22 protein-coding genes are annotated in these 25,219 nt (G+C 63.9%); 18 read left to right on the top strand and 4 right to left on the bottom strand.

Going from position 1 to position 25,219, the window contains the following annotated elements:
• Window positions 1-4 precede the first annotated feature (4 nt).
• The 17 genes from PSH59_RS02180 to PSH59_RS02100 are packed head-to-tail and all read left to right on the top strand — an operon-like array spanning window position 5 to window position 15,501.
• The gene (locus tag PSH59_RS02180) at window positions 5-259 is read left to right on the top strand and encodes an acyl carrier protein (protein ID WP_003187949.1); all 255 of its coding nucleotides are present in this window, start codon (window positions 5-7) and stop codon (window positions 257-259) included.
• Window positions 256-801 carry a hypothetical protein gene (locus tag PSH59_RS02175; protein ID WP_305394197.1) on the top strand — a complete coding sequence of 182 codons (546 nt, stop codon included), beginning with the start codon at window positions 256-258 and terminating at the stop codon, window positions 799-801. The genes PSH59_RS02180 and PSH59_RS02175 overlap by 4 nt, the downstream gene beginning before the upstream one ends.
• Window positions 798-2,468 (top strand): acyl-CoA synthetase family protein, encoded by a 1,671-nt coding sequence (locus tag PSH59_RS02170; RefSeq protein ID WP_305394196.1) that lies wholly within the window; start codon window positions 798-800, stop codon window positions 2,466-2,468. Before PSH59_RS02175 ends, PSH59_RS02170 begins: the two co-directional genes overlap by 4 nt.
• Window positions 2,461-3,195 carry a glycosyltransferase family 2 protein gene (locus tag PSH59_RS02165; RefSeq protein WP_305394195.1) on the top strand — a complete coding sequence of 245 codons (735 nt, stop codon included), beginning with the start codon at window positions 2,461-2,463 and terminating at the stop codon, window positions 3,193-3,195. The genes PSH59_RS02170 and PSH59_RS02165 overlap by 8 nt, the downstream gene beginning before the upstream one ends.
• A complete protein-coding gene (locus PSH59_RS02160; protein WP_305394194.1) occupies window positions 3,192-4,127 on the top strand; it encodes a glycosyl transferase in 936 nt (311 codons plus the stop codon). Before PSH59_RS02165 ends, PSH59_RS02160 begins: the two co-directional genes overlap by 4 nt.
• Window positions 4,111-5,652 (top strand): histidine ammonia-lyase, encoded by a 1,542-nt coding sequence (gene hutH / locus PSH59_RS02155; RefSeq protein WP_305394193.1) that lies wholly within the window; start codon window positions 4,111-4,113, stop codon window positions 5,650-5,652. Before PSH59_RS02160 ends, hutH begins: the two co-directional genes overlap by 17 nt.
• Complete coding sequence (locus tag PSH59_RS02150; protein ID WP_248077206.1) at window positions 5,645-6,070, top strand: thioesterase family protein; 426 nt, start codon at window positions 5,645-5,647, stop codon at window positions 6,068-6,070. The genes hutH and PSH59_RS02150 overlap by 8 nt, the downstream gene beginning before the upstream one ends.
• Entirely contained in the window at window positions 6,067-6,657 is a 591-nt protein-coding gene (locus PSH59_RS02145) for an outer membrane lipoprotein carrier protein LolA (protein WP_305394192.1), read from the top strand. The genes PSH59_RS02150 and PSH59_RS02145 overlap by 4 nt, the downstream gene beginning before the upstream one ends.
• Window positions 6,647-8,959: an MMPL family transporter gene (locus tag PSH59_RS02140; RefSeq protein ID WP_370694409.1), complete on the top strand. Its 2,313-nt coding sequence runs from the start codon at window positions 6,647-6,649 to the stop codon at window positions 8,957-8,959. Before PSH59_RS02145 ends, PSH59_RS02140 begins: the two co-directional genes overlap by 11 nt.
• A 33-nt stretch (window positions 8,960-8,992) precedes the next feature.
• On the top strand, window positions 8,993-10,240 hold the full coding sequence (locus PSH59_RS02135) for an NAD(P)/FAD-dependent oxidoreductase (protein ID WP_248077200.1): 1,248 nt from the start codon (window positions 8,993-8,995) through the stop codon (window positions 10,238-10,240).
• Window positions 10,237-10,971 carry a class I SAM-dependent methyltransferase gene (locus tag PSH59_RS02130; protein WP_305394191.1) on the top strand — a complete coding sequence of 245 codons (735 nt, stop codon included), beginning with the start codon at window positions 10,237-10,239 and terminating at the stop codon, window positions 10,969-10,971. Before PSH59_RS02135 ends, PSH59_RS02130 begins: the two co-directional genes overlap by 4 nt.
• Window positions 10,968-11,450 carry a hypothetical protein gene (locus PSH59_RS02125; protein WP_305394190.1) on the top strand — a complete coding sequence of 161 codons (483 nt, stop codon included), beginning with the start codon at window positions 10,968-10,970 and terminating at the stop codon, window positions 11,448-11,450. The genes PSH59_RS02130 and PSH59_RS02125 overlap by 4 nt, the downstream gene beginning before the upstream one ends.
• Window positions 11,447-12,613, top strand: coding sequence for a beta-ketoacyl-[acyl-carrier-protein] synthase family protein (locus PSH59_RS02120; protein WP_305394189.1), 1,167 nt, complete (start codon window positions 11,447-11,449; stop codon window positions 12,611-12,613). The genes PSH59_RS02125 and PSH59_RS02120 overlap by 4 nt, the downstream gene beginning before the upstream one ends.
• On the top strand, window positions 12,610-13,071 hold the full coding sequence (locus tag PSH59_RS02115; protein ID WP_248077187.1) for a hotdog family protein: 462 nt from the start codon (window positions 12,610-12,612) through the stop codon (window positions 13,069-13,071). The genes PSH59_RS02120 and PSH59_RS02115 overlap by 4 nt, the downstream gene beginning before the upstream one ends.
• Window positions 13,068-13,796 carry a 3-ketoacyl-ACP reductase FabG2 gene (locus PSH59_RS02110; protein ID WP_305394188.1) on the top strand — a complete coding sequence of 243 codons (729 nt, stop codon included), beginning with the start codon at window positions 13,068-13,070 and terminating at the stop codon, window positions 13,794-13,796. Before PSH59_RS02115 ends, PSH59_RS02110 begins: the two co-directional genes overlap by 4 nt.
• Complete coding sequence (locus tag PSH59_RS02105; protein WP_248077182.1) at window positions 13,796-15,022, top strand: beta-ketoacyl-ACP synthase; 1,227 nt, start codon at window positions 13,796-13,798, stop codon at window positions 15,020-15,022. The genes PSH59_RS02110 and PSH59_RS02105 overlap by 1 nt, the downstream gene beginning before the upstream one ends.
• 26 nt (window positions 15,023-15,048) lie before the next feature.
• Window positions 15,049-15,501 carry a hypothetical protein gene (locus PSH59_RS02100; protein ID WP_248077179.1) on the top strand — a complete coding sequence of 151 codons (453 nt, stop codon included), beginning with the start codon at window positions 15,049-15,051 and terminating at the stop codon, window positions 15,499-15,501.
• Window positions 15,502-15,591: 90 nt separating this feature from the next.
• Here PSH59_RS02100 and PSH59_RS02095 read toward each other — a convergent pair whose 3' ends face one another.
• The gene (locus PSH59_RS02095) at window positions 15,592-16,494 is read right to left on the bottom strand and encodes a LysR family transcriptional regulator (RefSeq protein ID WP_305394187.1); all 903 of its coding nucleotides are present in this window, start codon (window positions 16,492-16,494) and stop codon (window positions 15,592-15,594) included.
• A 171-nt stretch (window positions 16,495-16,665) separates the two neighbouring features.
• On the opposite strand from PSH59_RS02095, the gene PSH59_RS02090 reads away from it, so the two are divergent.
• Window positions 16,666-17,886, top strand: a complete 1,221-nt coding sequence (locus PSH59_RS02090; RefSeq protein ID WP_370694408.1) for an MFS transporter — start codon at window positions 16,666-16,668, stop codon at window positions 17,884-17,886.
• 48 nt (window positions 17,887-17,934) lie between these two features.
• Here the strand turns inward: PSH59_RS02090 and hemE are convergent, their stop codons facing one another.
• The 3 genes from hemE to gltB all read right to left on the bottom strand — a co-directional run bounded on the left by hemE (window position 17,935) and on the right by gltB (window position 25,042).
• Window positions 17,935-19,002, bottom strand: a complete 1,068-nt coding sequence (gene hemE / locus PSH59_RS02085; protein WP_305394185.1) for a uroporphyrinogen decarboxylase — start codon at window positions 19,000-19,002, stop codon at window positions 17,935-17,937.
• A gap of 143 nt (window positions 19,003-19,145) precedes the next feature.
• The gene (locus PSH59_RS02080) at window positions 19,146-20,564 is read right to left on the bottom strand and encodes an FAD-dependent oxidoreductase (protein WP_248077169.1); all 1,419 of its coding nucleotides are present in this window, start codon (window positions 20,562-20,564) and stop codon (window positions 19,146-19,148) included.
• Window positions 20,565-20,596: 32 nt separating this feature from the next.
• Window positions 20,597-25,042: a glutamate synthase large subunit gene (gene gltB, locus PSH59_RS02075; protein WP_305394184.1), complete on the bottom strand. Its 4,446-nt coding sequence runs from the start codon at window positions 25,040-25,042 to the stop codon at window positions 20,597-20,599.
• Window positions 25,043-25,219: the final 177 nt, after the last annotated feature.

Raw genomic sequence — 25,219 nt, 5'->3', positions numbered from 1 at the left:
GACCATGCAAACTCGTGACGATATTTTCAACACCCTGCGCGACGCCTTGGTGGAACTGTTTGAACTGCCCCCGGAACGCGTCACCCTCGACGCCAACCTGTACCAGGACCTGGAAATCGACAGCATCGATGCCGTGGACCTGATCGACCATATCAAGCGCCAGACCGGCAAGAAGATCGCCGCCGAAGAGTTCAAGGCGGTGCGCACCGTGAACGACGTGGTTGAGGCGGTGTACCGTCTGGTCCAGCCTGCCGCATGAGCCGGCTGATCGGCCTTGGCCTGTTGTTGGCGGGGCTGCTGTACCCCTTTGCGGTGTATTACGGCACCGAGCATTTTGCGCCGTGGCAATTCGGCCTGCTGCTCGGCAGCCTGTGGCTGCTGCGCGCGCTCACTGGCGCACGCCGCCCGGGCAGTCGCCCGATGGCCTTGGCGGTGATCGTGTTCTGCCTGTTACTGGCCTGGTTCGACAACCCGCACCTGTTGCGCTGGTACCCGAGCCTGGTCAGCGCATTCATGCTGGCGCTGTTCGGCCTGAGCCTGAGGTACGGGCCGCCGATGGTCGAACGCCTGGCCCGCATGACTGAACCGCAACTGCCACCGCAGGCGGTGGCGTATACGCGCAAGGTCACCGTGGTGTGGAGCGTGTTTTTTCTGTGTAACGGCCTGCTGGCCGCCGCCCTCACCCTGTGGGCGCCGCTGAGCTGGTGGACGTTGTACAACGGCATGATCGCCTACGGGTTGATGGGGTTGTTGTTTGCCGTGGAATGGCTGGTACGACAAAGGGTTCGAGGCCGCGTATGAAAGGGTTGAAACTTGAGCACTTGCTGCTTGAGCCGCTGCAACAGCGTTGGGTCACCACCGAACCTGCGATGAATCACGCCCAGCTCTGGGAGCGTTCCCTGCGCCTGGCGGCCGGCCTGCAAGCGCGCGGCATTCGGCACCTGGCCGTGCACCTGGAAGACGCCGGCGTATTGGCGATTGCCCTGCTCGGCGCCTGGCGTGCCGGGGTCAGCGTGCTGCTGCCCGCCGATCTGCAGCCCCAGACCCGTCAACGCTGGACTGACAGCGTCGACGCGTGGCTGACTGAAGCGGCGGACCTGGACGCGTTGTACCAGGCCCCGTTGAGCCCCGCCGCGCTCGACCTGGACACCTGCCAACTGAGCCTGTGCACCTCCGGCTCCAGCGGCGAGCCCAAGCGCATCGACAAAACCCTGCGCCAGCTGGCCAACGAAGTCCAAGCCCTGGAAGCACTGTGGGGCGCAGACCTCAAGGACGCCTGCATCATTGGCAGTGTCGCCACCCAGCATATCTATGGCCTGTTGTTCCGTGTGCTCTGGCCGCTGTGCGCCGGACGCACCTTTGTACGCACCCAACTGGCGTTCCCCGAGGACTTGCAACGCGCCAGCCGCGAGCACGCGCAGTTCGCCTGGGTGGCGAGCCCGGCGCTGCTCAAGCGAATGGGCGACAACCTCGATTGGCCCGCGCTGAGCCAGGTAGCACGGGTGTTTTCCTCAGGCGGCGCGCTGCCCGTCGAGGCCGCCGCCAGCCTGCACGAACGCTTGCAGCAATGGCCGACGGAAATCCTCGGCAGCTCGGAAACCGGCGGCATCGCCTGGCGCCAGGGCGCGCAGCCCTGGCAGCCGTTTGCCGATGTGCAACTGAGCCAGGACGCCGACGGTGCCTTGCGCATCGCCTCGCCCTACCTGCCCGTTGGGCATATCGAACAGACCGCCGACGCCGCACGCATTCATGCCGATGGCCGCTTCGAGCTGCTCGGCCGCCTGGACCGCATCGTCAAGCTGGAAGAAAAACGCATCTCCCTGCCGATGCTCGAACAGGCGCTGATGACCCACCCGTGGGTCGCCGAAACGCGCCTGGGCGTGGTTCAGGAAAACCGCGCCTCCCTTGGCGCGCTGCTGGTGTTAAGCGCCGATGGCCTGCACGCCCTGCGCAATCAAGGCCGGCGCAGCCTCACCCAAACCCTGCGCCAGCACCTGAGCCAACATTGCGAAGCCCTGGCACTGCCGCGTCGCTGGCGCTTGCTGCAGCAACTGCCGCTCAATGCCCAGGGCAAATTGCCCCAGGCCGATGTGGCGGCACTGCTGCTGGCGCCCCGACCGAAAACGCCGCTGGTGCTGGAGCAGGTCCAGGCCAATGGCGAATGGACCCTGCAATTGAGCGTACCGCCGGACCTGGCGTATTTCAGCGGGCACTTCCCGGTCACCCCAGTGCTGCCGGGCGTGGTGCAGGTGGAGTGGGCGTTCAACCTCGGCCAGCAACTGCTCGATTTGCCCGCCACCTTTGCCGGCATGGAAGTGCTCAAGTTTCAGCAACTGGTGCGTCCCGGCGATACGATCGAGCTGCACCTGCGCTTCGACGCGGAGCGCGGCAAACTGTATTTCGCCTACCGCAACGGCGTCGCCGCCTGCTCCAGCGGGCGGATTCTGCTGGAGGCCGCCGATGCATAACCCCTGCGCCCTGATCCCGGTCTACAACCACGAAGGCGCCGTGCCCGCCGTGGTGAGCAGTCTGCTGAACAGCGGCCTGCCGTGCCTGCTGGTGGACGACGGCAGCAGCCGCGCCTGCGCGGCAGTCCTGGCGCAACTGGCGACCCTGGACAACGTCACCCTGCTGACCCTGCCGCACAACCAAGGCAAGGGCGGCGCCGTGATGGCGGGTTTTCGCGAAGCGACGCGCCTGGGCTACACCCACGCCCTGCAGGTGGACGCCGACGGCCAGCACGACCTGCGCGAAGTCGAGACGTTTATCGACACCTCGCGCAGACACCCCGACGCCCTCATCTGCGGCTACCCCGAATACGACGAGAGCGTGCCCAAGGGCCGCCTGTACGCGCGCTACCTGACCCACGTATGGGTGTGGATCAACACGCTGTCGCTGCAGATCCGCGACTCGATGTGCGGCTTTCGCATCTACCCGCTGGCACCGGTGCTGGCGCTGATGGACTCCGCGTACATCGGCACGCGCATGGACTTCGACTCGGACATCCTGGTGCGCCTGGCCTGGCGCAACCAGCCGATGCGCTGGCTGCCGACCAAGGTGCATTACCCCGCCGACGGCCTGTCGCACTTCCGGCTGTTTCACGACAACGTGCGCATCAGCGCCATGCACACCCGGCTGTTTTTCGGCATGTTGGTGCGGGCGCCGATGATCCTGTGGCGACGGTGGCAGGCATGAACGATAGCGCCAAACACTGGGCCGACCGCGAGGAGCGCGGCAGCTACCTGCTGATGAAAATCACCGCTGTCGCCGCCAAGGTTCTCGGCCGCCGCCTGCTGAGCCCGGTGCTGTACGGCATCGTGTTGTACTTCTTCCTGTTTGGCCGCACCGCGCGCCAGAGCGCCTGGCACTACCAGCAACGCCTGGCCGAATGGAGCGGGCGCGATGAGTTGCGCCCCAGCCATCGCAAAGTGTTCGGTCAGTTCATGGCCTTCGCCGACGCCCTGCTCGACAAACTCGACGTGTGGAACGGCAAGCTGCGCCTGGAACAGATCAGCATCCACGACCCGGCGCAACTGCGCGGCCAACTGCGGGGCGAACGCGGTCAGATGCTGGTCGGCGCACACCTGGGCAACCTGGAAGTGTGCCGTGCGCTGGCGGAGATCGGCGAGCAAGTCACCATGAACGTGCTGGTGCACACCAAGCATGCCGAACGCTTCAACCGGTTGCTGGGCGAAGCCGGCGCGACCCACTTGCGTCTGATCCAGGTCAGCGAACTGGACCCGGCCACCATGCTGCTGCTCAGCCAGCGCCTGGACGACGGCGAGTGGCTGGCCATCGCCGGCGACCGCGTGCCATTGCACGGTGGGCGCACGGTGCGCGTGGACTTCCTCGGCCAGAACGCCGCGTTCCCCCAAGGCCCGTGGCTGCTGGCCGGGCTGCTCAAATGCCCGGTGAACCTGCTGATGTGCCTCAAGCACCAGGGCCGTTATCACCTGACGATCGAGCCGTTCGCGCACTCCATCGAATGGAAGCGCAGCACCCGCGAGCAGGTCATCGCTCAGTGGACCGCGCGCTACGCCGCACGCCTGGGCCAGTTCTGCCTGGAAGCGCCCCAACAATGGTTCAACTTTTACCCTTTCTGGAAGACCGATGACGACGCATCTTGAGCCGGTAACCTTTGGCGAACGCCCCCTGCGCATCGAAGACGTGCTGGCCCTGGCCAACCGTCAGGCGCCCACGCAGTTGCAGGGCGATGCTGCCTATCGCCAGCGCATCGCCAAGGGCGCGCAGTTCCTCGATTCGCTGCTGGACAAGGAGGGCGTGATCTACGGCGTGACCACCGGCTACGGCGACTCGTGCGTGGTGGCGGTGCCGTTGCAGCACGTCGAAGCGCTGCCGCGTCACCTGTATACCTTCCACGGTTGCGGCCTGGGCAAGTTGCTCGACGCCCAGGCCACCCGCGCCGTGCTGGCCGCGCGTTTGCAGTCGCTGTGCCATGGTGTGTCCGGGGTGCGTGTGGAGCTGCTGGAGCGCCTGCATGGGTTCCTCGAACACGACGTACTGCCGCTGATCCCGGAAGAAGGCTCGGTGGGCGCCAGCGGCGATCTGACGCCGCTGTCCTACGTGGCCGCGACCCTGTCCGGCGAGCGCGAGGTGCTGTTCCGTGGCGAACGCCGCCAGGCGGCCGATGTGCACCGCGAACTCGGTTGGGAGCCGCTGGTACTGCGGCCCAAGGAAGCCCTGGCGCTGATGAATGGCACCGCCGTGATGACCGGTCTTGCCTGCCTGGCCTTTGCCCGCGCCGATTACCTGTTGCAGCTGGCCACCCGTATCACCGCGCTCAACGTGGTGGCGCTGCAAGGTAACCCGGAGCACTTCGACGAACGCCTGTTCGCGGCCAAGCCGCATCCGGGGCAGATGCAAGTCGCTGCGTGGCTGCGCCAGGACCTGGCCATCGACGCCCCGACCGCGCCGCTGCACCGTTTACAGGATCGCTACTCCCTGCGCTGCGCGCCGCACGTTCTGGGCGTGCTGGCCGACAGCCTGAACTGGCTGCGCTCGTTTATCGAAATCGAACTGAACAGCGCCAACGACAACCCGATCATCGACGCCGAAGAAGAACGCGTACTGCATGGCGGGCACTTCTACGGTGGGCATATCGCCTTTGCCATGGACAGCCTCAAGACCCTGGTGGCCAACGTGGCCGACCTGCTCGACCGCCAACTCGCGCTGCTGGTGGACGTGCGTTACAACCACGGCCTGCCGAGCAACCTGTCGGGCGCGCCAGCCGACCGCGCGATGATCAACCACGGGTTCAAGGCCGTGCAGATCGGCACCAGCGCCTGGACCGCCGAAGCGCTGAAAAACACCATGCCGGCCAGCGTGTTCTCGCGCTCCACCGAGTGCCACAACCAGGACAAAGTGAGCATGGGCACCATCGCCGCCCGCGATGCGATCCGCGTGCTGGAGCTGACCGAACAGGTCGCCGCCGCCACACTGCTCGCCGCCAACCAAGGCGTGTGGCTGCGTGCCAGGGCCGAGGATGCGCGGCCGCTGCCACCGGCACTGGCGGCCATGCACGCGCAACTGGCCGAGGACTTTGCGCCCGTTATCGAAGACCGCGCCCTGGAAGGTGAACTGCGCCTGTGCCTGCAACGCATTGCCGAGCAACACTGGAGGCTGCATGCGTAGCCCCGGCGTGCTGCACTGCGACACCGAAATCCTGGTGCCGTTTTTTGACGTCGACACCATGAACGTGGTGTGGCACGGGCATTACGTGAAGTACCTGGAAGTGGCGCGTTGTGCGCTGCTGGACAAGATCGGCCACAACTACACGGCGATGCTCGAAGCCGGCTACGCCTGGCCGGTGATCGACATGCAACTGCGCTATGTACGCGGTGCCGTGTTTGGCCAGACCATCAACGTGCGCGCCAGCCTGGTGGAGTGGGAGAACCGCTTGAAGGTCAATTACCTGATCACCGACCTGGCCAGCGGCGAGCGCTTGACCCGCGCCAGCACCGTGCAGGTGGCGGTCGAAATAGCCAGTCGCGAGATGCAGCTGGCGTCGCCCAAGGTGTTCACCGATGCGGTCGCGAGGGCCTTGGCATGAGAGCGTTTATCCTGTTTGTCGGCGTGCTGCTGAGCCTCAACGCCCACGCCTTCGACCTGCAACAACTCAGCGATCAGTTGGCCAAACCCAGCGTGATCCACGGCAGTTTCATCCAGGAGAAACACCTGCGCGCGCTGCCACAACCGTTGGTCAGCAAGGGCACCTTTGTGCTGGCCAAGGACCACGGCCTGCTGTGGCTGCTCAAAACCCCGTTGCAACAGGACTACCGCATCAGCGCCCAGGGCATCGCCCGGCGTGACGCCAATGGCTGGCAAAGCCTGCCGAACAAGAGCGCCGGCGCGGAGCAGAATCGCCTGTTCCTGGCCGTGCTGCAGGGCGACAGCAGCGGCTTGCAGCGTGACTTCGAACTGCAGCTGCGAGGCGAAGCCACGCAGTGGACGCTCACGCTGATCCCGCGTTCGTTGCTGCTCAAGCAGGTGTTCACCCAGATCACTATCAATGGCGGTGAACTGGTGCAGACCATCGAACTGCTGGAAACCCAGGGCGACAGCACCGTACTGCGCATGCAGGACAGCACGGCAAGCCAGCCGCTAAGCGACGCGGAGCGCCATGACTTTGCCCAGTGAGCGCCTGTTGCCGCGTCTGTTCCTGATCCTGCTGGTGGCCGTGTTGGCACTGGCCGGCTGGCAGTGGCGCCATGGCGCACCGCTGTCGGCCAACCTGATGGAACTGGTGCCGGGCAGTACGCCTGACGCCCTTGAGCTGCAAGCCGAGCAGCGCATGCAGGAACCATTGAACCGCCAGATGCTGGTGCTGGTGGGGCACGCCGATCGCCAGCAAGCGGTGGCCATGGCCCAACAGTTGGGCGAGCGCTGGCAGGCCAGCGGGCTGTTTGAAACGGTGCAATGGAACCTGCAAGCCGACCTGCCGGCGCTGCGTGAGCAACTGCTGCGCGGTCGACTGGCCATGCTCGCGGCCAAAGACCGCGAACAACTGATCGAACACCCCGACGCATTTATCCAGCAACGCGTGCAGTCACTGTTCGACCCCTTCACCGGCTTCAGCCTGGTGCCTGGCCAGGAGGACTGGCTGGGCCTGACCGGCCGCATCCAGAACAGCCAGCCGCAGCGCGGTTCGGTGCAGTTGGATATCGGCAGCGGCGCGTTGATCGCCGACGCCGACGGCAAAAGCTGGGTGCTGCTGCGCGCGCGCACCACCGGTAACGCCTTCGATATGAAACTGCCGTTGCAAGTGGCGGACCTGCTCCAGGCCAGCCGTGAACAAGCAGGCCGGCAGGGCGCACAACTGCTCGCCGCCAGCGGTTTGCTGTATGCGGCCAACGGCCAGCAGCAGGCAACCCGGGAAATCACCTGGGTCGGCGGCGGCGCGACCGTGGGCATCCTGTTGTTGCTGTTGCTGGCGTTTCGCCGCTGGCGCGTGCTGCTGGCCTTCGTGCCGGTGCTGGTGGGCATGCTGTTTGGCGCGGTGGCCTGCGTGGCGCTGTTTGGCCATATGCATGTGATGACCTTGGTACTCGGCTCCAGCCTGATCGGCGTGGCGGTGGATTACCCGCTGCATTACCTGTCGAAAAGCTGGAGCCTCAAGCCCTGGCGCAGTTGGCCGGCCTTGCGCCTGACCCTGCCGGGGCTGAGCCTGAGCCTGGCCACCAGTTGCATCGGTTACCTGGCGTTGGCCTGGACACCGTTCCCGGCGCTGACGCAAATCGCGGTGTTCTCCGCCGCCGGTTTAGTCGGTGCATACCTGTCGGCCGTGTGCCTGTTACCGGCGCTGCTCAACGGCATCGAACTGCGCCCGGCGCAGTGGCCGCTGCGTATCGCCGAAGGCCTGTGGCAGTTGCGCGTCGCCTTGCTCAAGCGCGTGCCTAGCTCGGTGTTGCTGGCGCTGGTGCTGCTGTTTTGCGCCGGTGGCCTGTGGCAGCTCAACAGTAAAAACGATATCCGCCAGTGGATCGGCGCCCCGCCGCAACTGCTGCAAGAGGCCCAGGCCGTGGCGCGTATCACCGGGTTCCAGCCCACCAGCCAGTTCTTCCTGGTGCGCGCCGAGAATCAGCAGCAGTTGCTCGAGCGTCAGAGCGCGCTGGCCCAGCGCCTGGATCAACTGGTGAATATGGACAAGCTCCAGGGTTATCTGGCGCTCAATCAATTGGTCAGCCTGCCGGCCGAGCAGCAACGACTGCGCGATGCCCTCAACGCACTCCCCCAGCATTGGCAGCCGCTGCTGGACCTCGGTGTTCCGGCAGCCGCCCTGCAGGCCGAAGTGGCCCAATTGCAGGCACTGCCCATCGAAGACATCGACGCGGCGTTGATCGGCCCCCTGGCCGAACCCTGGCGCACGCTCTGGCTGGGCCCGGTGGACGGCGGCGTCGCCGCGATGGTCAGCCTGCAAGGCCTCAACAACCCGGCGCTGTTGCGGGTGCAAGCACTGGATTTGCCGGGCGTGCAGTTGGTCGATCGCCTGGGTGATTTGAACCGCGTGTTCGCCGCCACACAGATCAGCGCCGCGGAGCTGAAGCTGATGTCGTGCGTGCTGATCGTGCTGTTACTGGTTATGCCTTTCGGTTTTGGCGGCGCCCTGCGCATCGTCGCCCTGCCCCTGTTGGCGGCGCTGTGCAGTCTGGCCAGCCTGGGTTGGCTGGGCCAGCCGCTGACGCTGTTCAGCCTGTTCGGGTTGCTGTTGGTGACGGCGATCAGCGTCGACTACGCGATCCTGATGCGCGAGCAGATCGGCGGCGCAGCCGTGAGCCTGCTGGGTACGCTGCTGGCGGCGCTGACCACCTGGTTGTCGTTCGGCCTGCTGGCGGTTTCGAGCACGCCTGCCGTGAGTAATTTCGGTCTTTCGGTCAGCCTGGGCCTGGCATTCAGCTTTATGCTGGCGCCCTGGGCCGGCCAACGGACACACGCCTTATGAATGTGATTATCGCCAATGCGGCAAGGAGCCCTCGTGCCCACAGTTGAAATGGAACGTCGCCACGTGGTGGTGATCGGTGCCGGTCCGTCCGGGGCCATCGCCGCCGCGCTGCTCAAGCGCAAAGGGCATGATGTATTGATCATCGAGCGCCAGCATTTTCCGCGTTTCTCGATCGGCGAAAGCCTGCTGTCCCACTGCATCGACTTTATCGAAGAAGCCGGCATGCTCGACGCCGTGCAGGCCGCTGGTTTCCAGGTAAAAACCGGTGCCGCGTTTGCCTGGGGCGAGCGCTACAGCGCCTTTGATTTCAGCGATACCTTCAGCAACGGCAAGCCGACCACCTTTCAGGTACAGCGCGGTGAGTTCGACAAGTTGCTGGCCGATCAGGCCGCGTTGCAAGGCGTGGAAATCCGCTACGGCGAAACCATCGTCGGCGTGGATTTTTCCGACGCTTGCCGCTACCTGCATGTGCGTCGCGAGAACGGCAGCGAATACCACGTCAAAGCCAAGTTCGTGCTCGACGCCAGCGGCTACGGCCGTGTGCTGCCGCGCCTGCTGGACTTGGAGGCACCGTCGAATTTCCCGGTGCGCCAGGCGGTGTTTACCCACGTTGAAGACCGCATCGAACACCCAGGTTTCGACCGCACCAAAATCCTCGTGACCACCCACCCGACCCATCGCGATATCTGGTTCTGGACCATCCCCTTCAGCAACGGACGTTGCTCGGTGGGCGTGGTGGCGGCCAAGGAGCATTTCGACGGGCGTGACACCGACCTCGACGCCTGCCTGCGTGGTTTTATCGACGAAACCCCAAGCCTGGCCGGTGTGCTGCACAACGCGGTGTGGGATACACCCGCGCGCACCATCGGCGGCTACTCGGCCAACGTCAAAACCCTGCACGGCCCTGGCTTTGCTCTGCTGGGCAATGCGGCGGAATTCCTCGACCCGGTATTCTCCTCCGGCGTGACCATTGCCATGCGCTCGGCCAGCATGGCAGCCGGCCTGCTGGACCGTCAGCTCAACGGCGAGACTGTAGACTGGCAAACCGAGTTTGCCGAACCTTTGAAGCGCGGCGTCGACACATTCCGCTGCTACGTCGAAGGGTGGTACGCGGGGACGTTCCAGGATGTGATCTTCCATGCCGACGGCTCGCCGGAGATTCGTCGGATGATCAGCGCGATCCTCGCCGGTTACGCGTGGGACGAACGCAACCCGTTTGTCAGCGAGCCCAAGCGGCGCTTGCGCATGCTGTCGGAAATCTGTGCGAGTGAGCCGGTATGAGCGCTCAGTTCCTGAGTAAAAACTACGTCGAAGAAACCCGGTTCGGCTTCTGGTTCCTGCGCAGTCACACCTGGCAGCACCACGTGTTGCGCGTGGCGATCAACGACCTGCGCAGCCTGTTCACCGAGCCGTTGCCCGAGGCGCCGGTATTGTTGGACGCCGGTTGCGGCCAGGGCAAATCCTTCAAGCTGCTGCAACAGGTGTTCGCCCCCGCGCGTCTGATCGGCTTGGATGCCGACCTCCACAGCCTGGAGCTGAGCCGTGAAGAAGCCGCTCGCCAAGGCTTGGCCATCGAGCTGATCGGCAGCGATTGCGCGACGCTTGAAGTGCCGGACGCCAGCGTCGACATCCTGTTCTGCCACCAGACCTTCCACCACCTGGTCGAACAGGAGCGCGCCCTGCAGGAGTTTTACCGCGTGCTCAAGCCGGGTGGCTATCTGCTGTTTGCCGAGTCCACCGAGGCCTACATCGACACCTGGGTGATCCGCTGGTTGTTCCGTCACCCCATGCACGTGCAAAAAAGCGCCGAGGCCTACTTGCAGATGCTCCGCGAGCAGGGCTTTGAGTTCGGCCCGCAAAACGTCTCGTACCCGTATTTGTGGTGGAGCCGCGCGACCGATTTCGGCCTGCTGGAACGCTGGGGCCTGCGCAACCCGCCGCCGGTGGGCCAGCGGGAAGAAACCCTGGTCAACTGCGTGGCGCGCAAACCGCTGGCGAGCGCCGCGCCATGATGCGCAGTCTGCTGATCGCTTGCCTGTTGCTGCTGAGCGCCTGTGCCGGCCAGCCGCCGCTGCCGGAAAAAAACCCGGCCCTGGCCTTGCCCATGCAGTTGCACGTGCAGCGCCTGGCGGACGGCCAGAGCCAGGATTGGTTGCTGGTGATCCAGCGCGAAGACGGCGCCATCCGTTGGTCGATGATGGACCCGCTGGGCATCCCCCAGGCCCGACAAAAGCTGATCGATGGCCAGTGGCAAGCTGACGGCCTGCTGCCGCCCAACCCTCAGGCACGCGAGCTGTTCGCCGCGCTGCTGTTTGCCCTGACCTCGGCCGACGATCTCCGTGCGCTCTACCCCCGCGCCCAGGCGATGGACCTGACGCGTACCCTGCCGGGCCACTGGCAGATCGTGTATCAGTCCTGCGAAGTGTTCAGCGTGAACATCAGCGGCCAGCCGTTGAGCTACCGCGTAACGCCGCTGGGGGCCGCCCGATGACCGCCTACCTCAACGCCCTTGGCATCGTCTGCGCCCTCGGCCGTGGCCAGGCCGAGGTCAGCCGCAACCTGTTTGCCGGTGATTGCTCAGGCATGCGCGCCGAAAGCGGCTGGGTGCCCGAACGCGTGTTGCCGGTGGGCAGTGTGCCGGGTGAGTTGGCAACCATCCCGGTGGAACTCGGCCAGCAGAGCAGCCGCAACAATCAACTGCTGCTGGAGGCGGCCTTGCAGATCGAAGGCGAGATTCGCCAGGCGATCCGCACGTACGGCGCCTCGCGGGTCGGCATCGTGCTGGGCACCAGCACCTCGGGTATCGACGAAGCCAGCCGCGGTATCGCCGAGTACCTGCGCGATCAGCACTTCCCCAGCGACTATGACTACCAGCAACAGGAACTCAGCGCCCCGGCGAACTTCCTCGCCGACTGGCTGCAATTGAGTGGCCCGGCCTATGTGATTTCCACCGCGTGCACCTCCAGCGCCCGAGCGCTGATGAGCGCCCGGCGCCTGCTCGACCTGGGCGTGTGCGATGCGGTGCTGTGCGGCGGCGTGGACAGCCTGTGCAAGCTGACCCTCAATGGTTTCAGTGCGCTGGAAGCCGTGTCGAATGAGCGCTGCAACCCGTTCTCGGTGAACCGTAACGGCATCAACATCGGCGAAGCCGCCGTGTTGTTTGTGATGAGCCAGGCACCCGCGCCGATTGCGCTGTTGGGCGGCGGTGCCAGCTGCGATGCGCACCATATTTCCGCACCCGAGCCGACCGGCAAAGGCGCGTTGCAGGCAATGCGCAAGGCCCTGGCCAACGCGAACCTCACGCCCGAACACATCGGTTACCTGAACCTGCACGGCACCGCCACCCAACACAACGACGCCATGGAAAGCCTGGCCGTCGCCAGCCTGTTTCCCCAGGGCGTGGCCTGCTCGTCGACCAAACCCATGAGCGGCCATACCCTGGGCGCGGCGGGTGCGTTGGAAGCGGCGTTCTGCTGGCTGAGCCTGACCCACGGCCGGCTGCCGCCCCACGTGTGGGACGGCCAGCCCGACCCGGCGCTGCCTGCCTTGCAATGGGCAAACACCGGCGACACCCTGGAAAAACCCCGCTTGATGAGCAACTCGTTTGCCTTCGGCGGCAACAATATCAGCCTGATTATCGGAGAGGCCCCATGATCAATTGGCCACTCGCCGAACTGCTGCCCCACGCGGGCGACATGATCCTGATCGACCAGGTGCTGTCGTTCGATGAAGAGCAGATCCACACCCGCACCACCGTCAGGCCTGGCGGCCTGTTCAATCGCGCCGACGGCAGCCTGCCGGCCTGGGTCGGCATTGAGCTGATGGCGCAAAGCGTCGCGGCCTACGCCGGCTGCCGGGCGCGCCAGAACGATGAAGCGGTGGAACTGGGTTTCCTGTTGGGCACACGTAAGTTCGAGTGCAACGTGGCGCACTTCCCCGCAGGCGCGCAGTTGACCATCCACGGCTTACGCTCCCTGGAAGACGACAACGGCATGGGTGTGTTCGAATGCCACCTCACCGGGGACGGTATCCAGGCCAGCGCCCGCTTGAACGTATTCAGACCGCCCCAGGCGGCCACTTATTTAGATGAATCGAAGGACGAAACGCCATGACTGAATCCGTACTGGTCACCGGCTCCAGCCGTGGTATCGGCCGCGCCATCGCCCTGCGCCTGGCCCAGGCCGGCCACGACATCGTGCTGCATTGCCGCAGCGGCCGTGCCGAAGCCGATGCCGTACAGGTCCAGATCCAGGCCCTGGGGCGCAAGGCGCGGGTGTTGCAATTCGATGTGGCGGATCGTGCAGCGTGCAGGGCGATCCTGGAAGCCGACGTAGAAGCCCATGGCGCCTACTACGGCGTGGTGCTCAATGCCGGCCTGACCCGTGACGGTGCGTTTCCGGCGCTGTCGGAAGACGACTGGGACGTGGTGATGCGCACCAATCTGGACGGGTTCTACAACGTGCTGCACCCGGTGATGATGCCGATGATTCGGCGGCGCGCCAGCGGGCGCATCGTGTGCATTACCTCGGTCTCGGGGCTGATCGGCAATCGCGGCCAGGTCAACTACAGTGCGTCCAAAGCCGGCCTGATCGGCGCCGCAAAGGCCCTGGCCATCGAGCTGGGCAAGCGCAAGATCACCGTCAACTGCGTGGCGCCCGGCTTGATCGACACGGCGATGCTGGATGAAAACGTACCGGTGGAAGAATTGATGAAAATGATCCCGGCGCAGCGCATGGGTACCCCGGAAGAAGTCGCCGGCGCGGTGAACTTCCTGATGTCGGCCGAAGCCGGCTATATCACGCGCCAGGTCCTGGCCGTGAACGGGGGCTTGTGCTGATGAAGCGCGTCGTCGTCACCGGCATGGCCGGCATGACCTCCCTGGGCGGTGATTGGGCCACCATTTCGGCCAATTTCCGCGCCAACCGCAGCGGTATCCGGCGCATGGATGAGTGGGATCGCTTCACCGAACTGAACACACGCCTGGCCGGGCCCATCGATGATTTCGTGGTACCGGCCCACTGGACGCGCAAACAACTGCGCAGCATGGGCCGCGTCTCGCGCCTGGCGGTGTGGGCGGCCGAGCAAGCCCTGCAGGACGCCGGCCTGCTCGGCGACGAGTCGATCAAGGACGGCCGCATGGGTGTGGCCTGTGGCTCGTCCACCGGCAGCACCGATGAGATCAAGGCATTCGGCAATATGCTGCTGAACTCGGTGGCCGAGGGGCTCAACGCCAACTCGTACGTGCGCATGATGCCGCACACCACGGCGGCGAATATCAGCATCTTTTTCGGCCTGACCGGGCGTTTGATCCCCACGTCAAGCGCCTGCACCAGCGGCAGCCAGGGTATCGGCTACGCCTACGAGGCAATCAAGTTCGGCCGCCTGCCCTTGATGCTCGCCGGCGGCGCCGAGGAGCTGTGCCCCACCGAAGCCATGGTGTTCGACGCGCTCTACGCCACCAGCCTGAAAAACGACGCACCGCAGACCAGCCCGCGCCCCTACGACAGCGGGCGTGATGGCCTGGTGATCGGCGAAGGCGGCGGCATGCTGGTGCTCGAAGAGTTGGAACATGCCCTGGCGCGCGGCGCGCATATCCACGCCGAACTGGTCGGCTTCGGCAGCAATGCCGACGGCCAGCACACCACACGCCCGGAACAAAAAACCATGCGCCGCGCCATGGAGCTGGCCCTCGAAGATGCGGGGCTGGAACCGTCCGCCATCGGCTACGTGAACGGCCACGGCACCGCCACCGATCAAGGCGACATCGCCGAAACCCTGGCCACCAGCAGCCTGTTCGGCAGTCGCATGCCCATCAGCTCGCAAAAGAGCTTCCTCGGCCACACCCTGGGGGCGTGCGGGGCGCTGGAGTCGTGGTTCAGCATCGAGATGATGAACCGCAACGAGTACGTGCACACCTTCAACCTGACGTCCGTCGACCCGCAATGCGGCGCGCTGGATTACCTGCAGGGTGAATTCCGCGAGATGCACCACGACTACGTGATGAACAACAATTTTGCCTTTGGCGGCGTGAACACATCGCTGATCTTTCGCCGCTGGTCCTGAGTTTTTAATCGATTGGAGAATACGGAATGTCTTCCTTGCTACGCGCCACGTTGATCACCCTGGCCCTGTTGACCACTGCTGGCTGCACCAGCAAGCCAATACTCAACACCCAGCACGACCTGCCGGCCAACACGCAGGTCAGCGAAGAAAAAATGAAAGCGGTCATCATCAACGCCCTGCAAAAGCGCGACTGGACGGTGCAACGCCTGAGCCCGCAACTGGTGCAGGCCGAGATCACTGTGCGTAACCAGTACTACGCGGCCGTCGACATCCGCTACACCCGCACCAGCTACGCGATCACCTACCGCGACAGCCGCGAGCTGGGCTACAAGGACGGCAAGATCCATCGCAACTACAACCGCTGGGTCAACAACCTGGACAGCGACATCATGGCGGGCTTGCGCAGCAACGGCGTGAGTGGCGAGGCGGGCTCGGCGGCGCAGTTGTTTGAGCAGACCGGGACGTCCAAACAGAACTGAGGCGTTCAATTCTCCAGAAACGACAAAGGGCGCCTTTCGGCGCCCTCTTCGCAAGCAGGTTGGCGTGTCATCGCCGCTTCCTGTCTGAAATCAGCTGCCCTGCACCGCCGACTGACGTGTCAATAACGCCACAAACGCCGCCGCCATCGGTGTCTGCACGCCTTTGCGCTGTACCAGCCACACCGACGTCACGGCCTGCGGGTCGAGCAACGTGCGATACACCACGCCATCGATGCGGATGCGTTGGTAGGACGCCGGCAGCACCGACACGCCCAACCCCGCCGCCACCAAACCGATAATGGTCATTGCCTCCCCCGCTTCCTGGGCGAAGTGCGGACTGAAGCCGGCGTCGCGGCACAGGTTGAGCAGTTGGGCGTACAAGCCGCTGCCGTAGGTCCGCGGGAAGAACACGAACGGCTCCTGCGCCAGTTGCGCCAAGTGCAAACCCCGTTCGCTGCCTTCCGCCAACGGATGACCGGCGTTCAGCACCGCGACCAGTGGCTCACGCATCAATTCGATCACGTTCAACGAATCCGGCAACGGCAACGGGCGCATCAGCCCCACCTGGATCGACTCATCCACCAGCGACTCGGCCACCTCGGTGCTGCTCATTTCCTGCAGGTGCAGGTGCACTGCGGGGAAGGCCTGGCGAAACGCAAAGATCGCCTGGGGAATGCTCGCGTTGAACGGCGCCGAAGAGGTGAAGCCGATTTTCAACTCGCCCAGTTCACCCAACTGCGCCCGCCGCGCCACATCCGATGCCTTGTCCACTTGCGCCAGCACCAGCCGCGCTTCGTGCAGGAACAGTCGACCGGCCTCGCTCAGTTCCACCCGACGATTGGTACGCTCAAACAACCGCGCCCCCACTTCCTGCTCCAGCGCCTGGATCTGCTGGCTCAGCGGCGGTTGTGAGATGCCCAGTACCTGCGCGGCCCGGCCAAAGTGCAGCTCTTCGGCGACCGCGATGAAGTACCGCAGATGACGCAATTCCATATCAGCCTCATTAGGTCGCTAAAGCTATCAAACAGGTCGAACAATATATTGGAAAGAATCATTAGCCAGCTATATTCTTTTTTGCACTGCCAGCCTGACCGGCTTTTGCTCCCCGAGGTCCCCGTGAAATCTGCTGTCGCTCCGCTCGCTCAAGATGCCCCGCCCACCCCCCTGGATGAGGTGGTGGCGCAGCTCAACGACGTGTACATCGAAAAGGGCACGCCGATGTTCATGCGTACGGTGCTGGCCCTGTTCTCCGGCGGTTTTGCCACCTTTGCCCTGTTGTACTGCGTGCAGCCGATGATGCCGGCGCTGTCCCACGAGTTCTCTATCAATGCGGCGCAAAGCAGCCTGGTTTTATCGGTGTCCACGGCGATGCTGGCGCTGGGTTTGCTGATCACCGGACCGATCTCCGACACACTGGGGCGCAAGCCGGTGATGGTAGCGGCGCTGTTCTGCGCGGCGCTGGCCACCATTGCCAGCGGCCTGATGCCGTCCTGGCAAGGGATTTTGCTGATGCGCGCGCTGGTGGGGCTGTCCCTCAGCGGCCTGGCCGCCGTGGCGATGACCTACCTCAGCGAAGAGATCCACCCGCAGCACATCGGCCTGGCCATGGGCCTGTACATCGGCGGCAACGCGATTGGCGGTATGAGCGGGCGCCTGATCACCGGCGTGTTGATCGACTTCGTCAGTTGGCACACCGCAGTGCTGATCATCGGTGGCCTGGCGCTGATCGCCGCCACGGTGTTCTGCAAGATCCTTCCCGAATCGCGCAACTTCCGCGCCAGCAGCCTCAAGCCGCGCACCCTGCTGGACGGGTTTGTCATGCACTTCAAGGACGCGGGCCTGCCGTGGCTGTTCCTTGAGGCCTTCCTGCTGATGGGCGCGTTCGTGACGATGTTCAACTACATCGGCTATCGCTTGCTGGCCGATCCGTACGATCTGAGCCAGGCCGTGGTCGGTCTGCTGTCTGTGGTGTACCTCTCGGGCATCTACAGCTCGGCAAAAATCGGCTCGCTGGCCGACCGTCTCGGCCGCCGCCGCGTGCTGTGGGGCACCATCGTGCTGATGTTAAGCGGCATGGCATTGACCCTGTTCACGCCGCTGTGGCTGGTGATTCCAGGCATGCTGGTATTCACGTTCGGCTTCTTCGGCGCCCACTCGGTGGCCAGCAGTTGGATCGGCCGCCGCGCAGTCAAGGCCAAGGGGCAGGCCTCGTCGCTGTACCTGTTCTGCTATTACGCCGGCTCCAGCATTGCCGGGACGGCGGGCGGGTTCTTCTGGCACTTGGCCGGGTGGAACGGCATTGGGGCGTTTATCGTTGCGCTGTTGGTCGGCGCGTTGCTGGTGGCGGTGAGGCTGGCGAAGTTGACGCCGCTGCAAACAGCCTGAAAAACAAAAACGCCCGGCATGCGCCGGGCGTTTTTTATCGAGCGGCAATCACTCGTGATACTGCGCCGACAGTTCATGCACCGCGCGCAGGAACGCACCGGCATGCTCCGGGTTCACTTCCGGCGTGATGCCATGGCCCAGGTTGAACACATGCCCGGTGCCCTTGCCATAGCTGGCCAGGATACGGCCGACTTCGGCGCGGATCGCTTCCGGCTTGGCGTACAACACGGTCGGGTCCATGTTGCCTTGCAGCGCAACGCGGTTGCCCACGCGCTGACGGGCTTCGCCCAGGTCACACGTCCAGTCCAGGCCCAGTGCATCCGCGCCGGCGTCGGCAATGCTTTCCAGCCACAGGCCGCCGCCCTTGGTGAACAGGATGACCGGCACTTTGCGGCCTTCGTGCTCGCGGATCAGGCCGCTGACGATCTTGCGCATATAGGCCAGGGAAAACTCCTGGTAAGCCGCCGCCGACAGGTTGCCGCCCCAGGTGTCGAAGATCTGCACCGCTTGCGCGCCAGCCATGATCTGGCCGTTGAGGTAGGACGTCACCGACTGCGCGAGTTTGTCCAGCAGCAGGTGCATGGCTTGCGGGTTGTCGTAGAGCATGGCCTTGGTTTTGCGGAAGTCTTTCGACGAACCGCCTTCGACCATGTAGGTGGCCAGGGTCCATGGGCTGCCGGAGAAACCGATCAGCGGCACGCGGCCGTTCAGCTCGCGGCGGATGGTGCTTACGGCGTCCATCACGTAACCCAGGTCTTTGTGCGGGTCGGGGATCGGCAGGGCTTCGATGTCGGCCAGTGTGCTGATGACCTTCTTGAAACGCGGGCCTTCGCCAGTTTCAAAGTACAGGCCCTGCCCCATGGCGTCAGGAATGGTGAGGATATCGGAGAAGAGGATGGCCGCATCCAGTTGTGGATAACGGTCCAACGGCTGCAGGGTGACTTCGCAGGCGAACTCCGGGTTCATGCACAGGCTCATGAAGTCGCCGGCGTGGGCGCGGCTGGCGCGGTATTCCGGCAGGTAGCGGCCGGCTTGACGCATCATCCACACCGGGGTGACGTCTACAGGCTGCTTGAGCAGGGCACGAAGGAAACGGTCGTTCTTGAGGGCAGTCATGTCGGCATCCGCAAAAAAAGTGCGGGCATTTTCTCAGAGCGAGACGGAGAAAGACAGTGACTCGCGACAAGCTACCAGCGGCAAGTTTAAAGCTCGATTGCTTCAACTTGCCGCTTGCAGCTTATCGCTCGCAACTGGCGTCGTCAGACGCCCAGGTAATCCAGGATCCCTTCAGCGGCATTGCGCCCTTCGAAGATTGCCGTCACCACCAGGTCGGACCCGCGCACCATATCGCCACCGGCGAAGATTTTCGGGTTGCTGGTCTGGTGCTTGTACTGGCCTTGCTCCGGGGCGACGACGCGGCCCTGGCTGTCGGTCTGGATCTGGAACTGCTCGAACCACGGCGCCGGGCTTGGGCGGAAGCCGAAGGCGATGACCACGGCGTCCGCCGGGATGATCTCTTCGGAACCCGGGATCGGCTCAGGGCTGCGACGGCCACGGGCGTCCGGTTCGCCGAGACGGGTCTCGACCACCTTCACGCCTTCGACGCGGTCTTCACCCACGATCGCAATCGGCTGGCGGTTGTAGAGGAATTTCACGCCTTCTTCCTTGGCGTTCTTCACCTCTTTGCGCGAACCGGGCATGTTCGCTTCGTCACGACGGTACGCACAGGTCACCGACTTGGCGCCCTGACGGATCGAAGTACGGTTGCAGTCCATCGCGGTGTCGCCACCGCCGAGTACCACGACTTTCTTGCCTTTCATGTCGACGAAATCTTCCGGCGACTTTTCAAAGCCCAGGTTGCGGTTGACGTTGGCGATCAGGAAGTCGAGCGCGTCATACACACCCGGCAGGTCCTCACCGGCAAAACCGCCCTTCATGTAGGTGTAGGTGCCCATGCCCATGAACACGGCATCGTATTCTTCGAGCAGTTGCTCCATGGTCAGGTCTTTGCCGATCTCGGTGTTCAGGCGGAACTCGATGCCCATGCCGGTGAACACTTCGCGACGGTTGCTCAGTACGGTTTTTTCCAGCTTGAACTCGGGGATACCGAAGGTCAGCAGGCCGCCGATTTCCGGGTTCTTGTCGAACACCACCGGGGTCACGCCGCCGCGTACCAGCACGTCGGCACAGCCCAGGCCGGCAGGGCCCGCGCCGATGATCGCGACGCGCTTGCCGGTCGGCTTGACCTTGGACATGTCCGGACGCCAGCCCATGGCGAACGCGGTGTCGGTGATGTACTTCTCCACCGAACCGATGGTCACCGCGCCGAAACCGTCGTTCAGGGTGCAGGCACCCTCGCACAGACGGTCCTGCGGGCACACCCGGCCGCACACTTCCGGCAGGGTGTTGGTCTGGTGCGACAACTCGGCGGCGGCGAGGATGTTGCCCTCGGCCACCAATTTGAGCCAGTTGGGAATGAAGTTGTGCACCGGGCACTTCCATTCGCAATACGGGTTACCGCAGCCCAGGCAGCGGTGGGCCTGGTCGGCCGAGTGCTGGGGTTTGAAGGGCTCGTAGATCTCCACGAACTCTTTCTTGCGTTGACGCAACAGTTTCTTCTTCGGATCTTTGCGCCCGACATCGATGAACTGGAAGTCGTTATTCAGACGTTCAGCCATGTTAAAACCTCATCAAACTCTTCAGGCGCATATCACTGCGGGTTGGCACGGATGCTGGAAAGCAACGATTTCAGGTTGGCAGCCTTGGGCTTGACCAGCCAGAAACGACGCAGGTAATCATCGAGGTTTTCGGCGAGGTTGCGCCCCCATTCGCTGCCGGTCTCCTCGACGTACTCGTCCAGCACGTGCTGCAAGTGGTTCCGGTAGGACTCCATGGCTTCGCCGCTGATCCGCTGGATCTCGACCAACTCGTGGTTGACCTTGTCGACGAAGGTGTTGTCCTGGTCGAGCACGTAGGCGAAGCCGCCGGTCATGCCCGAGCCGAAGTTGTAACCGGTCTTGCCCAGTACCGCGACAAAGCCCCCGGTCATGTACTCGCAGCAGTGATCGCCAGTGCCTTCGACCACGGTGTGGGCACCGGAGTTACGCACGGCGAAACGCTCACCGGCAGTCCCTGCGGCAAACAGCTTGCCACCAGTGGCGCCGTACAAGCAGGTGTTGCCGATGATGGCACTGTCCTGGGATTTGTAGACGCTGCCTTTAGGCGCAACGATGACCAGTTTGCCGCCGGTCATGCCCTTGCCTACGTAGTCGTTGGCGTCGCCTTCCAGGTACATGTGCAGACCGCCGGCGTTCCACACGCCGAAGCTCTGGCCCGCAGTGCCCTTGAAGCGGAAGGTGATCGGCGCCTTGGCCATGCCTTGGTTGCCGTGTTTGCGCGCGATTTCGCCGGAGATGCGTGCGCCGATGGAGCGGTCGCAGTTGCAGATATCCAGGTCGAACTCGCCACCGCTGGCGTCGCTGATCGAAGAAGCCGCCATCTCGACCATCTTCTCGGCCAGCAGGCCCTTGTCGAACGGCGGGTTACGTTCCACGCCGCAGAACTGCGGCTTGTCGGCCGGGATGTGATCGCTGCCCAACAACGGCGTCAGGTCCAGGTGTTGCTGCTTGGCGGTCTGGCCCTGAAGGATCTCCAGCAGGTCGGTACGGCCGATCAGCTCTTCGAGCGAGCGCACGCCCAGCTTGGCCAGCCACTCCCGGGTTTCTTCGGCGACGTAGGTGAAGAAATTCACCACCATGTCGACGGTGCCGATGTAGTGATCCTTGCGCAGCTTCTCGTTCTGGGTTGCCACGCCGGTGGCGCAGTTGTTCAGGTGGCAGATGCGCAGGTATTTGCAACCCAGGGCGATCATGGGCGCCGTGCCGAAGCCGAAGCTTTCGGCGCCGAGGATCGCGGCCTTGATCACGTCGAGGCCGGTTTTCAGGCCGCCGTCGGTCTGTACCCGCACTTTGCCGCGCAGGTCGTTGCCGCGCAGGGTCTGGTGGGTTTCCGCCAGGCCCAGTTCCCATGGTGCACCGGCGTACTTGATGGAGGTCAGCGGCGAAGCGCCGGTGCCGCCGTCATAGCCGGAGATGGTGATCAGGTCGGCATAAGCCTTGGCCACGCCGGCGGCGATGGTGCCCACGCCGGCTTCCGCCACCAGTTTCACCGAGACCAAGGCCTGCGGGTTGACTTGCTTGAGGTCGAAAATCAGCTGCGACAAGTCTTCAATGGAGTAGATGTCGTGGTGCGGCGGCGGCGAAATCAGGGTCACGCCCGGCACTGCATAACGCAGCTTGGCGATCAGACCGTTGACCTTGCCACCTGGCAACTGCCCGCCTTCACCGGGCTTGGCGCCCTGTGCGACTTTAATCTGCAGCACTTCGGCGTTGACCAGGTATTCGGGGGTTACGCCGAAACGGCCGGTGGCGACCTGCTTGATTTTCGAGCTTTTGATGGTGCCGTAGCGCGCCGGGTCTTCGCCGCCTTCGCCGGAGTTGGAACGCGCCCCCAGGCGGTTCATGGCTTCGGCCAGGGCTTCGTGAGCCTCCGGCGACAGCGCGCCCAGGGAAATACCGGCGGAGTCGAAGCGCTTGAGGATCGACTCCAGCGGCTCGACTTCGCTGATGTCCATCGGCGTGTCCAGGGTCTTCACCTTGAACAGGTCGCGGATCATCGACACCGGGCGGTTATCCACCAGGCTCGTGTATGCCTTGAACTTGGCGTAGTCGCCCTGCTGCACAGCGGCTTGCAGGGTGCTGACCACGTCCGGGTTGTACGCGTGGTATTCGCCACCGTGCACGAACTTGAGCAGGCCGCCTTGCTGGATCGGCTTGCGCGCGCTCCAGGCTTCGGCTGCCAGGGCTTTCTGTTCGGCTTCGATGTCGACGAAACGCGCACCCTTGATGCGGCTTGGCACGCCACGGAAGCTCAGCTCGCAGACTTCTTCGGACAGGCCGATAGCTTCGAACAATTGAGCGCCGCGGTAGGACGTGACGGTGGAGATGCCCATCTTCGACAGGATCTTCAGCAGGCCCTTGGTGATGCCTTTGCGGTAGTTCTTGAACACCTCGTAGAGGTCGCCCAGCACTTCACCGGTGCGGATCAGGTCGCCCAGTACTTCGTACGCCAGGAACGGGTACACCGCCGAGGCGCCGAAACCGATCAACACCGCGAAGTGGTGCGGGTCGCGGGCAGTGGCGGTTTCCACGAGGATGTTGGAGTCGCAACGCAGGCCTTTTTCGGTCAGGCGGTGGTGCACCGCGCCGGTGGCGAGGGAGGCGTGGATCGGCAACTTGCCGGGCGCGATATGGCGGTCGGTCAGCACGATCTGAGTACGACCGGCACGCACGGCTTCTTCGGCCTGGTCCGCGACGTTACGCACCGCGGCTTCAAGGCCCAGGCTCTCGTCGTAGTTCAGGTCGATGATCTGGCGGTCGAAGCCTGGACGATCCAGGTTCATCAGCGAGCGCCACTTGGCCGGGGAAATGACCGGCGAGCTGAGGATCACGCGCGAAGCATGCTCAGGCGATTCCTGGAAGATGTTGCGCTCGGCACCGAGGCAGACTTCCAGGGACATCACGATGGCTTCACGCAGCGGGTCGATCGGTGGGTTGGTCACCTGGGCGAACTGCTGGCGGAAATAGTCGTACGGCGTGCGCACGCGCTGGGACAGCACGGCCATCGGCGTATCGTCGCCCATGGAGCCGACGGCCTCGTAGCCTTGCTCGCCGAGCGGACGCAGCACCTGGTCACGCTCTTCGAACGTGACCTGGTACATCTTCATGTACTGCTTGAGCTGGTCGATGTCGTAGAAGGCCGAACCGTGGTCGTTGTCTTCCATGGTCGCCTGGATACGCAGGGCGTTCTTGCGCAGCCATTGCTTGTACGGGTGACGGGACTTCAAACGGTTGTCGATGGCGTCGGTGTCGAGGATCTGCCCGGTTTCGGTGTCCACGGCCAGGATCTGGCCTGGGCCGACGCGGCCTTTGGCAATCACGTCTTCGGGCTGATAGTTCCACACGCCGATTTCCGAGGCGAGGGTGATGAAGCCGTTGGTGGTGGTGACCCAACGCGCCGGGCGCAGGCCGTTACGGTCGAGCAGGCACACGGCGTAGCGGCCATCGGTCATGACCACGCCGGCCGGACCGTCCCACGGTTCCATGTGCATCGAGTTGTACTCGTAGAACGCACGCAGATCCGGGTCCATGGTTTCGACGTTCTGCCACGCAGGCGGAATGATCATGCGCACGCCACGGAACAGGTCGATACCGCCGGTGACCATCAGTTCGAGCATGTTGTCCATGCTGGAGGAGTCCGACCCCACGCGGTTGACCAGCGGGCCAAGCTCTTCGAGGTCCATCAGATCGTTGGCGAACTTGGTGCGACGGGCAACGGCCCAGTTGCGGTTACCGGTGATGGTGTTGATCTCGCCGTTGTGGGCGAGGAAGCGGAATGGCTGAGCCAGCGGCCATTTCGGCAGGGTGTTGGTGGAGAAGCGCTGGTGGAACACGCAGATCGCGGTTTGCAGGCGCTCGTCGCTCAGGTCCGGATAGAAGGCGGTCAAGTCCGCCGGCATCATCAGGCCTTTATAAATGATGGTCTTGTGCGAAAAGCTGCAGATGTAGTGATCGGCATCGGCGGCGTTGGCCACGGACGAGCGGCGACGGGAGGTGAACAGCTTGATCGCCATGTCCTGGTCGCTCAGGCCGTCGCCGGCGATGAACACTTGCTCGATCTGCGGCAGGCGCTCAAGGGCCAGGCGACCGAGCACGCTGGTGTCGATCGGCACTTTGCGCCAGCCGACGAGTTGCAGGCCGGCAGCGATGATCTCGCGATTCATGTTCTCGCGCGCGGCTTCGGCTTTGACCGGGTCCTGGTTGAAGAACACCATGCCTACGGCGTATTGCTTGGGCAGGTCGACCGCGAAATGCTCTTTGGCGACGGCGCGCAGGAACTGGTCGGGCTTTTGAATCAGCAAGCCGCAACCGTCACCGGTCTTGCCGTCGGCGTTGATCCCACCGCGGTGGGTCATGCAGGTCAGGGCCTCGATGGCCGTTTGCAAAAGGGTATGACTGGGCTCGCCCTGCATGTGGGCTATCAGGCCGAAACCACAGTTATCCTTGAATTCATCGGGTTGGTACAGACCTGCTTTCATAGACACTTTCTCACCAGGCTGCCTCTTATACCGAGGCAAATTTCTTTTCAATTCAACCGGTTACCTTCCACGCCGAACGTACGCCGGCTTAGCGGGGGCAAAAGGGAGGTCATTGTACACACCGACACAGACGCTCACAAATTTAGCGACGAAATGTCGCAAATCTATGTCGCATTT

Origin of the sequence: Pseudomonas sp. FP2309, from assembly GCF_030687575.1 — a bacterium.
Taxonomy (GTDB): domain Bacteria; phylum Pseudomonadota; class Gammaproteobacteria; order Pseudomonadales; family Pseudomonadaceae; genus Aquipseudomonas.
This window is presented reverse-complemented; position numbering and strand designations above follow the sequence as displayed.

Excerpts from the sequence above, each read along its gene's own strand:
- PSH59_RS02180 (WP_003187949.1), top strand. The coding sequence starts at position 5 with ATGCAAACTCGTGACGATATTTTCAACACCCTGCGCGACGCCTTGGTG.
- PSH59_RS02175 (WP_305394197.1), top strand. The coding sequence starts at position 256 with ATGAGCCGGCTGATCGGCCTTGGCCTGTTGTTGGCGGGGCTGCTGTAC.
- PSH59_RS02170 (WP_305394196.1), top strand. The coding sequence starts at position 798 with ATGAAAGGGTTGAAACTTGAGCACTTGCTGCTTGAGCCGCTGCAACAG.
- PSH59_RS02165 (WP_305394195.1), top strand. The coding sequence starts at position 2,461 with ATGCATAACCCCTGCGCCCTGATCCCGGTCTACAACCACGAAGGCGCC.
- PSH59_RS02160 (WP_305394194.1), top strand. The coding sequence starts at position 3,192 with ATGAACGATAGCGCCAAACACTGGGCCGACCGCGAGGAGCGCGGCAGC.
- hutH (WP_305394193.1), top strand. The coding sequence starts at position 4,111 with ATGACGACGCATCTTGAGCCGGTAACCTTTGGCGAACGCCCCCTGCGC.
- PSH59_RS02150 (WP_248077206.1), top strand. The coding sequence starts at position 5,645 with ATGCGTAGCCCCGGCGTGCTGCACTGCGACACCGAAATCCTGGTGCCG.
- PSH59_RS02145 (WP_305394192.1), top strand. The coding sequence starts at position 6,067 with ATGAGAGCGTTTATCCTGTTTGTCGGCGTGCTGCTGAGCCTCAACGCC.
- PSH59_RS02130 (WP_305394191.1), top strand. The coding sequence starts at position 10,237 with ATGAGCGCTCAGTTCCTGAGTAAAAACTACGTCGAAGAAACCCGGTTC.
- PSH59_RS02125 (WP_305394190.1), top strand. The coding sequence starts at position 10,968 with ATGATGCGCAGTCTGCTGATCGCTTGCCTGTTGCTGCTGAGCGCCTGT.
- PSH59_RS02120 (WP_305394189.1), top strand. The coding sequence starts at position 11,447 with ATGACCGCCTACCTCAACGCCCTTGGCATCGTCTGCGCCCTCGGCCGT.
- PSH59_RS02115 (WP_248077187.1), top strand. The coding sequence starts at position 12,610 with ATGATCAATTGGCCACTCGCCGAACTGCTGCCCCACGCGGGCGACATG.
- PSH59_RS02110 (WP_305394188.1), top strand. The coding sequence starts at position 13,068 with ATGACTGAATCCGTACTGGTCACCGGCTCCAGCCGTGGTATCGGCCGC.
- PSH59_RS02105 (WP_248077182.1), top strand. The coding sequence starts at position 13,796 with ATGAAGCGCGTCGTCGTCACCGGCATGGCCGGCATGACCTCCCTGGGC.
- PSH59_RS02100 (WP_248077179.1), top strand. The coding sequence starts at position 15,049 with ATGTCTTCCTTGCTACGCGCCACGTTGATCACCCTGGCCCTGTTGACC.
- PSH59_RS02095 (WP_305394187.1), bottom strand. The coding sequence starts at position 16,494 with ATGGAATTGCGTCATCTGCGGTACTTCATCGCGGTCGCCGAAGAGCTG.
- hemE (WP_305394185.1), bottom strand. The coding sequence starts at position 19,002 with ATGACTGCCCTCAAGAACGACCGTTTCCTTCGTGCCCTGCTCAAGCAG.
- PSH59_RS02080 (WP_248077169.1), bottom strand. The coding sequence starts at position 20,564 with ATGGCTGAACGTCTGAATAACGACTTCCAGTTCATCGATGTCGGGCGC.
- gltB (WP_305394184.1), bottom strand. The coding sequence starts at position 25,042 with ATGAAAGCAGGTCTGTACCAACCCGATGAATTCAAGGATAACTGTGGT.